Below are 7,352 nucleotides of genomic sequence, written 5' to 3'. Positions count from 1 at the left end.
CCGCTACGACAAACGCGGGTACGTCTTCCTCGGCACCGCCACAGCAGCAGCCCTGGTCATCTGGCTGCGAACTTGATCGCCCGGACAAGTCCTAGGCGATGTGCTCTTCCATCAGCTCATCGTTGAGACGGGCCGTGAACCGGTCCATGTACTGACCCAGTTCGCGGGACCGCAGGCGCAGCCCGTACGCCGCCTCGACGTTCGCGGCGAAGGTGCCGGGCGTCGGCATGCCCTCGCCCTCTATCGAGTACCGGAAGACCTGGTACAGGCCCTCCTCGTCCGGGGACTGCGGGGCAGTGCCGCCGCCCTCGCCCAGCTCACGGGTGCGGTTGGGACCCGCGGGGACGGGGAAGGCGCCCGTGTCCTCGGCGGACGGCTGCGGCGCGGGGTGCTCGGGGGGCTCCGGGTGTTCCTGCTCCCCGTGTTCCCGCTCCCCGTGTTCCCGCTCCCCGTGCTCCTGCTCCCGGTGTTCCTGTTCCGGGTGCGCGGAGCGGGGCGGGGGCCCGGACCGCTCCGGCTGCTGCTCCTCGTACCACTCCTCGTACGGCGGCTCGGGACCGTAGGACGGCTCCGGCTCGTACGTCGGGTCGTAGCCGCCGTGGTAGTCGACCTGCTGCGGCGCCTGGAACCACGGGCTCTGCTCGGGGTCGGGCACGTACGCCTGCTGGTCCGGCTCCGGGCCGCGCTCGGCCGGCAGCGCACGCGGCCGGCCGCCGCCCGGCACCGCCCGCTGCGCGTCGGCGGCCACCGCCGCCCGCGGCGCGGGCACCGGCGGGATCAGCGCCGGCTCGATACCCGCCGCCGCCAGCCCCGCCGGAGCCGTCTCCGCCAGCGGCACCCCGTAGCGGGCCAGCCGCAGCGGCATCAGCGACTCCACCGGTGCCTTCCTGCGCCACGCCCGGCCGAACCGGGACCGCAGCCGCGCCTGGTAGACCAGCCGCTCCTGCTCCAGCTTGATCACCTGCTCGTAGGAGCGCAGCTCCCACAGCTTCATCCGCCGCCACAGCAGGAACGTCGGCAGCGGCGACAGCAGCCAGCGGGTGAGGCGGACGCCCTCCATGTGCTTGTCCGCCGTGATGTCCGCGATCCGGCCGACCGCGTGCCGCGCCGCCTCCACCGCGACCACGAACAGCACGGGGATCACGGCGTGCATGCCCACACCCAGCGGGTCCGGCCAGGCGGCGGCGCCGTTGAAGGCGATCGTCGCCGCCGTCAGCACCCACGCCGTCTGGCGCAGCAACGGGAAGGGGATACGGATCCAGGTCAGCAGCAGATCCAGTGCGAGCAGCACACAGATACCCGCGTCGATGCCTATCGGGAACACATAACTGAAGTCCCCGAAGCCCTTCTTGACGGCCAGCTCGCGCACGGCCGCGTACGAACCCGCGAAGCCGATACCGGCGATGATCACGGCGCCGGTCACGACCACGCCGATGAGAACCCGGTGCATCCGGGTCAGCTGCAGTGGCGCGGCCACTCGTACTCCCCTCCCCTTACGTCCTGTTGCGCGCAACAGAGTGGCACATCTGTCCGGGGAACGGGTGGCCGGATCCGCTGACCCGCCCCGCTCAGCTGTCCGAGGGCGACTTGGACGCGGAGTGCGACGGCGACGCGGAGGGCGACCCGGACGCCCCCTTGGACGCCGACGGAGACGCCGGCTTGCCCGAGGACCCCGTACCCGAACCCGACCCACCGGACGAACTCGACCCACTGGACGAACCCGCGTCAGCGCCGTTCGCCTTCGTCACCGACGCCACCGCCTCCTTGGCGGCCTTCGCCGCGTCCTTGGAGAGGTCGTCCGCGTCCGGGGCCTTGTCACCGGCCAGCCCCGCGCCGTTGTAGTCGAGGGTGACCACCACGTTCTCCACCCGGGCCACGACCGTCTGCTGCTTGAAGGTGCCTTCCTTCTTCTTCAGGTCGTAGCGCACCGCCGTCGCCTCGTCGCCCGTCCCCGACACCGGCTGCGACTTGCTGCCGCGCGCCCCGTCCACGGACTGCGCGTCCTGCACCTGCTTGCGGTAGTACGCCTGCGCCTGGGTCTCGCCCGTGCCGCGCGCCGCATCGGACTCGAAACGCAGCAACGACACGTTGAGCCAGCGGTACTGCGACCCCTTCACCCCGTTGTTGTCGAGGCCGTTCCACGAACAACTGGCCCGCGTCGACACATCACTCGACGTACCCGCCTTCGCGGACTTCGCGCCCCGGGGCACCAGGTCGTCCAGCGTCTTGCGCGCCAGCACCTTGCACGCGTCGGGCAGCTTGCCGTACGCCGCCGGCTGCACGGTCGGCGACGCGCTCGGGCTCGCCGACGTCTTCGCGTCCGCCGAGGGGGCCGACGCCGCCCCGTCCGATCCCGACCCCGAACCGGAGTCCGAGGAGGAACAGGCCGCCGCCAGCAGCATCACGGGCACCCCGGCCGCGCAGACGAGGGCACGGTGCAGCCGCTTCGCCCGCCGGCCACGCCCCTCACGTACCTCGCGCTGATCACGCTGTTCTCGCTGAGCTGCTCGCTGCATGGTTCCTTCACTCATGACGCTCGTGGTCCCCTGCGGTCTGATCGGTGCGGTTCTGTCCGTGCGGTCTGATCGGGTGCGGCCTGATCGGTTCGGAGGGCCACCGTACGCAATCGGTCAGCCGTGTGGTTCGCCACCACCGGGAGCACGGCACCGCGCCAAGTGCCGCTCCCGGCGCGTCAACCGCCCAGCGAATTCGCGAGCCGCGCCGCCAGTTTCCGGGCCTTGTCCTGCATTTCCTTGCTGTCGGGGACCACACCGACAGCGGTCGGCTGCTCCTCGTAGTCGATGGTCACGATCACGTTCGACGTGCGGAACGCCACAGTCACCGTCCGCTGTTTGACCGTCGAACCGGAGCTGCTGAGCGTGTCGTCCACGAACGCCTCGTCACCGAGGTCGTCGAGCGTGCGGGGCTGCACCTCGGCCGGATCGGTGGCCGGGGTGGAGCCCGACGAGGAGGAGGACGAGGAGGAGGGGGAAGCGGGCGTACCGGAGGCCGGGGCGGACGGGCTGCCGCCGGAACCACCGCCCGCCGGCGCTCCCGCTCCCGTGCCTGCTCCCGTGCCTGATCCCGTGTCCGCTCCCGTGCCCGCTCCCGTGTCCGTCGCGGATCCCGAGCCGGGGGCGGAGACGGGGGGTGCGGGCAGGTCCGCGGCAGCCTGCTTGGTGGCGAACACCGCCTCGGCCTGGCTGTCGTCGCTCACGGCGTTGTCGTAGGAGACGACCCGCTCGAAGTCGACGTGGAGGTGGTCGGTGGCGTCCGTGGAGTCCACCTTCCAGCGGCAGCCGACCTTGCGGTCGGTGTCGTAGGTGAGCGTGGCCTCGCCGTCGTAGGCCTTCTCCCGCTGGTCCGGGTCCGTGATCTGCTGGATGCCGGGCAGCAGCGAGTCGAGGGTGCCGTGGCCGACCGCGAGGCAGGCCTCCGGAAGCGTGCGGTACTTGCCCGGCTGGGCCGCGGCCGTCGCCCTGCCGGGGCCGTCCGGGTTGGCGTTGTCGGCCTGCCCGTCGTCGGACGAGCCGCCGGAGCAGCCGGCCAGCAGCAGCGCCGCGAGAAACGCGGCCGCGCCGGATACGTACGCCTTCCGCAGCACGGTCAGGCTCCTCTCGACGGGGGTCGGTCCGGGGCCCCGCCCCGGTTATTCGCTTGCCGGGCGGGGGCGTCTCCTGGAGACAATGTCTATCGCACGCACTGCCGTGGACGCCGGTCCGATGCCCTGTTTCGTCGACCTTGGCGCCGGTATTGCGATTCACCGCTTCTGAGACTTCTGTTTGCTTTCCGGGGGAATGAGGACGATATGTCGTACGTGGAAATGCCGGGCGCGAAGGTCCCCATCCGCATGTGGGCCGACCCCGCCTCGGTCGAGGACGTGGCGCTGCGCCAGTTGCAGAACGTCGCCACCCTCCCGTGGATCAAGGGCCTGGCCGTCATGCCCGACGTGCACTACGGCAAGGGCGCGACCGTCGGCTCCGTCATCGCCATGCGGGGCGCGGTCTGTCCCGCGGCGGTGGGCGTGGACATCGGCTGCGGCATGTCCGCGGTGAAGACGTCCCTGACGGCGAACGACCTGCCCGGCGACCTGTCCCGCCTGCGCACGAGGATCGAGCAGGCGATCCCGGTGGGCCGCGGGATGCACGAGGACCCGGTCGACCCGGGCGACTTCCACGGGCTGGCGACGGCCGGGTGGGACGGGTTCTGGGGGCGGTTCGACGGGGTGGCGGAAGCGGTCAGGTTCCGTCAGGAACGCGCCACGAAGCAGATGGGGACGCTCGGAAGCGGCAACCACTTTGTCGAGATATGCACGGATACGACCGGAGCTGTCTGGCTCATGCTGCACTCCGGCTCCCGCAACATCGGCAAGGAACTGGCCGAGCACCACATAGGCGTCGCGCAGAAGCTCCCGCACAACCAGGGCCTGGTCGACCGCGACCTGGCGGTCTTCGTCGCGGACACCCCGCAGATGGCCGCCTACCGCAACGACCTGTACTGGGCGCAGGAGTACGCCAAGTACAACCGCACGCTCATGATGGCGCTGCTGAAGGACGTGGTCCGCAAGGAGTTCAAGAAGGCCAAGCCCCTCTTCGAGCCGGAGATCTCCTGCCACCACAACTACGTGGCCGAGGAGCGCTACGACGGCATGGACCTGCTGGTCACCCGCAAGGGCGCGATCCGCGCGGGCTCCGGCGACTACGGCATCATCCCCGGCTCGATGGGCACCGGCTCGTACATCGTGAAGGGCCTCGGCAACGAGAAGTCCTTCAACTCCGCCTCGCACGGCGCCGGCCGCCGCATGAGCCGCAACGCCGCCAAGCGCCGCTTCTCCACCAAGGACCTGGAGGAGCAGACGCAGGGCGTGGAGTGCCGCAAGGACTCCGGCGTGGTCGACGAGATCCCGGGTGCCTACAAGCCGATCGAGCAGGTCATCGACCAGCAGCGGGACCTCGTCGAGGTCGTCGCGAAGCTGAAGCAGGTGGTGTGCGTCAAGGGCTGAGCGCCCGTCAGTGCTGTCAGTCCCGCAGCCGCTTCTCCAGGAGCGTCACCGCGTACGGGCTGCCCGTGCCGTCCGTCTTCGCGGGCTGCTCGCCCACGACCGTATAGCCCGCCGACTCGTAGTAGGTGCGCAGGCGGGGGTTGGAGGACAGGCAGTCGAGGCGGGCGTAGGGGCGGCCGGCCGCGGTGATGCGGGACTCGGCCTCGGCCAGCAGGGCGCGGCCGGCGCCGGGCGGGGCCGTGTGCGGGGTGGTCATGAGGCGGTGGATGTAACCGGCCTGAGCGGGACGGGGGCCCCAGGCGGCGGGGTCGTCCCACCACAGTTCCCAGGCGCCGGCCAGGTGGCCGGCGGCATACGCCAGCCAGACCTCGCCCTCGCGCATGCGCTCGACGAAGTGCGCCTCGTCCTTCTCGCCGGGCTTCCACTGGTCGATGCCGCGGGCCAGTTGCCGCAGGGCGGCCGTGTCGCGCAGGCGGACCAGGAGCGGGGCGTCGGCGGGCACGGCCCGGCGGTAGGTCAGCGGCGGCCAGGCGGTGGGGGCGGGCTCAAGCAGGTGGGCGCGGAGGGTGGCGGTGAGGGCCTGCGCGTCCAGCTCCAGGGCGTCGCTCACGTACGCCTCGACCGAGCCGTACTTCGCCTTCAGGGCGGCCAGGAACAGGCGCATCACCGCGGCGGGGGCGCGGCCGTAGCCCGGCCAGTTCGGGGTGCGTCCGCCGTTCCTGGCGCGCCAGTCGGTCAGCAGGGCTTCGGCGGCGAGTTCGGTGAGGGTGAAGTCCTCGACGACGGTGGGTTCGTCGACGCCGAGGAGGGTCAGGACCAGGGCGGCCAGCTCGCCCGTGCGGTCCTTGCCCGAGGCGCAGTGGAAGACCAGCGGGGTGTCGGAGACGGCCGCGTCGCGGATCAGTTCCAGGGCCGCGCGGATCTCCTTGGTGCCGTCCTCGGCGACCTCCATGTAGCGCTCGGCGAGGTACGGGCCCGGTTCCACCTCGGTGCCGAGCGTGGGCTGGTCGTAGGGGCGGTGCTCGATGCTGAGGTTGTGGTAGGTGAAGGACGGGTGCTCCGGCACGCGGCCCTGGCGGTCGACCTCCCAGTCGTGGCGGAGGTCGATCACCGTGCCGATGCCGAGGGCGAGGAAGCGGTCCCAGTCGGGGGTGTCCCGGCCCAGCTTGCCGAGGCCGTCCGCGCGGAACAGGCGGCGCGGGCGGACCCGCCGGCCGTCCCCGGTGGCGTACCCGCCGAGGTCGCGAACGTTGCGCAGGGCGTCGAAGCGTATGTGTCTGTCCACGGTGGGTCACCCTACGGCCGGGGGCCGGGCGGGGCCCTGGGATCACTTCGCGTGGCGCACGGCGTAGATCATGACGAACGCCACGACGTGGATGCCGAAGAGGAAGTAGCCGAGGTAGTACCAGACGTAGCGCTCGCGCTTCTTCTCCTCGGCGAGGCGCTGCCGCTCGGCGGCCCTGTCCCGGCCGGGGGACCCCTCCCCGGGGGCTCCCGGCCCGGGGAGCCCTTGCCCGGGGGTGTCCTTCGGCGTCGTCACCGGCGTCAGTGCTCCCGGTGCACCTTGGTGTTCGACGCCTGGGCGCGGGGGCGTACGACCAGCAGGTCGATGTTGACGTGGCTGGGGCGGGTGACGGCCCAGGCGATGGTGTCGGCGACGTCGTCGGCGGTCAGCGGCTCGGCGACGCCGTCGTAGACCTTCGCGGCCTTCTCCTCGTCGCCACCGAAGCGGGTGAGGGCGAACTCCTCCGTGCGGACCATGCCGGGCGCGACCTCCACGACGCGGACCGGCTGCCCGACGATCTCCAGGCGCAGCGTCTCGGCGAGGACGTGCTCGCCGTGCTTGGCGGCGACGTACCCGGCGCCGCCCTCGTACGTGCCGTGACCGGCGGTGGAGGAGACGACCACGACGGTGCCGTCACCGCTCGCGGCGAGCTTGGGCAGCAGGGCCTGGGTGACGTTGAGGGTGCCGATGACGTTCGTCTCGTACATCGTGCGCCAGTGGGCCGGGTCGCCGGTGGCGACCGGGTCGGCGCCGAGCGCGCCGCCCGCGTTGTTGACGAGCACCCCGACGGTCCTGAACGCGCTCGCGAACTCGTCGACGGCCGCGCGGTCGGTGACGTCGAGCTGGTAGGCCGTGGCGGCGTGCCCGGCCGCGGTGATCTCCTCGGCGAGGGCCTCGATGCGGTCCTTGCGGCGGGCGGTCAGTACGACGCGGTAGCCGGCGGTGGCGAGCTGCCGGGCCGTGGCGGCGCCGATGCCGCTGCTCGCACCGGTGACGACGGCGATGCGGGAGGCGGCGGACGGTGCGGCGGTGGCCATGGGCTGCTCCTGGGGTGCGTGCGCTCGG

The 7,352-nt window shown here is 71.8% G+C and carries 7 protein-coding genes; 1 reads left to right on the top strand and 6 read right to left on the bottom strand.

What is annotated here, in order from left to right:
* Positions 1-91: 91 nt before the first annotated feature.
* The 3 genes from AB0G56_RS39025 to AB0G56_RS39015 form a co-directional block, all read right to left on the bottom strand.
* Entirely contained in the window at positions 92-1,477 is a 1,386-nt protein-coding gene (locus AB0G56_RS39025) for a DUF2637 domain-containing protein (RefSeq protein ID WP_360980079.1), read from the bottom strand.
* Positions 1,478-1,568: 91 nt separating this feature from the next.
* Positions 1,569-2,516 carry a DUF3558 family protein gene (locus tag AB0G56_RS39020; RefSeq protein ID WP_360980076.1) on the bottom strand — a complete coding sequence of 316 codons (948 nt, stop codon included), beginning with the start codon at positions 2,514-2,516 and terminating at the stop codon, positions 1,569-1,571.
* 176 nt (positions 2,517-2,692) lie between these two features.
* A complete protein-coding gene (locus tag AB0G56_RS39015) occupies positions 2,693-3,604 on the bottom strand; it encodes a DUF3558 domain-containing protein (protein ID WP_360980073.1) in 912 nt (303 codons plus the stop codon).
* 204 nt (positions 3,605-3,808) lie between these two features.
* On the opposite strand from AB0G56_RS39015, the gene AB0G56_RS39010 reads away from it, so the two are divergent.
* Positions 3,809-5,002: an RtcB family protein gene (locus tag AB0G56_RS39010; RefSeq protein ID WP_360980070.1), complete on the top strand. Its 1,194-nt coding sequence runs from the start codon at positions 3,809-3,811 to the stop codon at positions 5,000-5,002.
* Between the two features lie 16 nt (positions 5,003-5,018).
* Here the strand turns inward: AB0G56_RS39010 and AB0G56_RS39005 are convergent, their stop codons facing one another.
* From AB0G56_RS39005 to AB0G56_RS38995, 3 genes are read right to left on the bottom strand one after another with little or no spacing between them, the layout of a single operon-like run.
* Positions 5,019-6,287 carry a GNAT family N-acetyltransferase gene (locus AB0G56_RS39005; protein ID WP_360980067.1) on the bottom strand — a complete coding sequence of 423 codons (1,269 nt, stop codon included), beginning with the start codon at positions 6,285-6,287 and terminating at the stop codon, positions 5,019-5,021.
* 42 nt (positions 6,288-6,329) lie between these two features.
* Positions 6,330-6,542, bottom strand: a complete 213-nt coding sequence (locus AB0G56_RS39000) for a hypothetical protein (RefSeq protein ID WP_360980064.1) — start codon at positions 6,540-6,542, stop codon at positions 6,330-6,332.
* Positions 6,543-6,547: 5 nt separating this feature from the next.
* Positions 6,548-7,324, bottom strand: a complete 777-nt coding sequence (locus AB0G56_RS38995; protein WP_360980061.1) for an SDR family NAD(P)-dependent oxidoreductase — start codon at positions 7,322-7,324, stop codon at positions 6,548-6,550.
* Positions 7,325-7,352: the final 28 nt, after the last annotated feature.

Source organism: Streptomyces sp. NPDC021356 (genome assembly GCF_040641015.1).
Taxonomy (GTDB): domain Bacteria; phylum Actinomycetota; class Actinomycetes; order Streptomycetales; family Streptomycetaceae; genus Streptomyces.
The sequence above is the reverse complement of the archived record's forward strand: the minus strand, read 5'-3'. Positions and strand labels throughout refer to the sequence as shown.